This is a genomic window from Myroides sp. LJL119 (assembly GCF_054871605.1).
This window is the reverse complement of the sequence record NZ_JBTXLO010000020.1, coordinates 1-3486: the sequence shown is the minus strand read 5'-3', so window position 1 is coordinate 3486 and position 3486 is coordinate 1. Positions and strand designations below refer to the sequence as shown.

Annotated in this window: 3 protein-coding genes; all 3 read left to right on the top strand. The window is 36.8% G+C overall.

Features of this window, described 5'->3' with window-relative positions; translation table 11 throughout:
• Positions 1-564: gliding motility-associated C-terminal domain-containing protein (locus tag ACYSNV_RS12360; protein WP_461762843.1), on the top strand; the 564-nt coding region annotated here is incomplete at its 5' end.
• Positions 565-578: 14 nt separating this feature from the next.
• Positions 579-1511 (top strand): PorP/SprF family type IX secretion system membrane protein, encoded by a 933-nt coding sequence (locus ACYSNV_RS12355; RefSeq protein WP_461762842.1) that lies wholly within the window; start codon positions 579-581, stop codon positions 1509-1511.
• A 14-nt stretch (positions 1512-1525) separates the two neighbouring features.
• Positions 1526-3486, top strand: a 1961-nt coding sequence (locus ACYSNV_RS12350; RefSeq protein ID WP_461762841.1) for an OmpA family protein, incomplete at its 3' end; no start/stop codon positions are given.

Here is a 3486-nt window from a genome sequence, read left to right as displayed (position 1 = left end):
ACCAAAGAAGATATTTTACTTACTTTGAGTTGGGATGAAAGAACCACTTTACAGGATTTATTAAAAGATCCAGAGAAGGAATTACATATTGTTCGTTTTGATGCAAAACAGAATTTATGGGTTTCCGAGGGTGGAGTAGTTGACCTAGTAAACAAAGAAATCACCACACCAACTAGCGTTAGAGGCTATGGATTTTTCACCCTAGCCACTGTAAAGACCGACATCATTTTAGATGGCGATGTGGTGATCTATAATTTAGTTACTCCTAATGGAGATGGTAAAAATGACTACTTCGAGATTGAGAACCTTTATAAATTTCCAGAGAACCGCGTTGAGATATTTAACCGTTGGGGAGTAAAGGTATTTGAGACCGATGGTTATGACAGACAAGGAGACGGTTCTGTTAATGTATTTAGAGGTTACTCCGATGGAAGGGTAACTATGGATAAGAGTAAAATGCTTCCAACAGGTACCTATTATTATGTATTAACTTATCAATACAAGGATTCCCAAGGTTCAAGTAGCGTTAAAAAAGCGGGTTATTTACACCTTGAAACGCATTAAAAAAAAACAGATTTATGAGATTTTTTCAAATATTAAAAACACTTGGTATCAGTCTATTAGCTTTGAGTTGTTACCAAAATGCATATAGTCAACAAGATCCACAATACACGCATTATATGTATAATACCTCTATGATAAATCCCGCATATGCAGGTAGTAGAGGAAGTTTAACTGCCATTGGACTATACCGAACCCAGTGGGTAGGATTAGAAGGAGCTCCCAAGACTGCAAGTTTTTCATTGAATACTCCCTTGGGAGATTCAGGTCTAGGTCTAGGAGTTAATTTTAATAATGATAAGTTAGGCGCAATGAATGAGAACAATATCGCCATTGACCTTTCTTATGCTATTGATTTGAGTTACGAATATAAATTAGCCTTTGGAATAAAGGGAACAGCTAATTTATTAGATGTTGACTACAGTAGATTAACTATTCGTCACCCGGATGATCAAGTGGCTGTAAATAATATAAAAAATAAGTTTAATCCCAATATTGGAGCCGGGGTTTATCTATACTCTGATCGCACTTATTTAGGATTTTCTGTTCCTATGTTTTTACAAACCGATCGCTATAATGATAATGATATGGTTACCATGGTACAACGTCCTCATTTTTATTTAATGGGAGGACATGTATTTGACTTAAGTCATAATTTAAAGTTTAAACCAGCCTTTTTAGCAAAAGCTGTATCAGGAGCTCCACTTCAGGTAGATATTACTGCAAACTTTTTATTAATGGAGAAATTAACCCTTGGTGCAGCCTACCGCTGGGATGCAGCAGTTAGCGCCTTGGCGGGATTTCAGATCAATGAGAACCTATTTATCGGTTACTCCTATGATGCAGAAACTACCAAACTTCGTCATTATAACTCGGGAAGTCATGAGTTTATTTTGCGATTTGAGTTGTTTAATAATCGAGGACGTATCAATACACCGCGATTCTTCTAATTATTTTAAAAGCTATGATCAACTATATACGAAAAACATGCTTTTTAATGGGGCTTTTGAGTCTTAGCTCTTTGGGGGTTTTGGCTCAAGAAGGTTCCCATAGAAAAGGGGATACTAAATACGAACGCTTGGCTTATGTAGATGCTATTAAAATCTATGAGCGCATTGCCAATAAGGGGTATAAGAACCAAGAAGTTTTACAGAACCTTGCAGATGCTTATTACTTTAATGGTAAGTTACAACAAGCAAATATTTGGTATACCGATCTTTTTGAATCGGATTATAAAGATAAAAATCTAGATGCCATTGCTCCGGAGCTTTATTACCGATACGCACAGAGTCTTCGAGCGGTAGAGAATTACCAAAAGAGTGACTCTGTTATGACTGTTTTTGCTTCTATGAATCAGGATGATTCTCGTGCAAAACTATTTGCTTTAAATACAGATTATCGTCAAGATCTTCAAACAGAATATCAAAAGTACCAAGTAAAGGCCATCGAGGTGAATTCGGATTACTCCGATTATGGATCTTTTTTAATAGGAGATACTTTGTTGTTTACATCGGCCCGTGGTAATGTAAATAAAAAAAGTACAGCCTTACACGATTGGACCAAGGAGAACTTCACTAGTTTGTTTGCTACTCAAATCCAAGAAGATGGTAGTTTTTCCGAGCCACAGGTTTATGCCCCTAATTTAGATTCAAAGGTAAACGATGCCTCTGGTGTTGTAACCAAAGATGGTCAAACCCTGTATTTCACTCGTAATAATTCCAATGAAAAAGGAAAAAGACGTCGCAATAAATCCAAAGATACTTTATTGAAGATTTACAAGGCTACCAGACAAGACAACGGACAGTGGGGAGATATTGTGGAGTTACCTTTTAATTCGGACAACTTTAATACGGCTCATCCAGCCTTGTCAGTAGATGAAAAGTATTTATATTTTGCCTCGGATCGCCAAGGTAGTTTAGGCTCTTCCGATTTGTTTAAAGTAGCTATTTATCCCGATAACCAATACGGTGAGGTAGAAAATCTAGGTGCAGGGATTAATACCAGTGGAAGAGAAACCTTCCCTTATATCTCACAAGATGGTCTTTTATTTTTTGCCTCGGATGGTCATCCAGGTTTAGGAGGTTTAGATGTTTTTGTAACCAAGTTAAATGCCAAGGCAGAGGTGTCCCAGGTAGTTAATATGGGAAGTCCTATAAATTCAAGTTTAGATGATTTTGCATTTTATATCGATTCATCTAATAAAAAAGGGTTTGTTAGTTCAAACCGAGAAAATGAATTTAAAGGCGATAATATTTATTTCTTTACCCAAACCCCTTGTGATAAACAATTACAGGGTGTGATAACCGATGAGAAAACCCAACAAGTAATCCCGTTTGCTCAGGTAACTATAACCGATTCTAAGGGTCAAGTAGTAGAGGTGGTGGTTGCAGATCAAGACGGATACTTCAAAGGGACTAGTGTTTTACAGTGTGGTGGTAAATACTTTATAAAAGTAGAAAAACCAGATTATCACACCAAAGAAACTGGATTAACTCTAAGCGCTACACCGGGAGTAGATCAAAAGGATGTTGTTTTACAAAAATCGGTTATTGCCTTGAATGTAAATGATGATTTATTTAAGACATTAGGCTTGAATCCAATTTACTTTGACTTTGATAAATCTAATATCCGTGAGGATGCAGCCAATGAGCTAGTGAAGATTTACGCGGTTATGCAGGAATATCCAACCATGAAGATAGATGTTCGTTCACATACCGATAGTAGAGGAAATGATGCTTATAATATGGCGCTTTCCGATCGTCGAGTTAAATCTACAATTCAGTGGCTAATTAGTCAAGGGATCTCCGCAGATCGTTTAACTGGTCGTGGTTATGGCGAGAGTCAGTTGATAAATAATTGTTCTAATGGGGTTCCTTGTAGTATACAAGAGCATCAATTAAACAGAAGAAGTGAGTTTATTATCCT

What these genes read in the sequence shown, in the direction of transcription:
- ACYSNV_RS12355 (WP_461762842.1), top strand. Translation starts at nt 579, where the DNA reads ATGAGATTTTTTCAAATATTAAAAACACTTGGTATCAGTCTATTAGCT.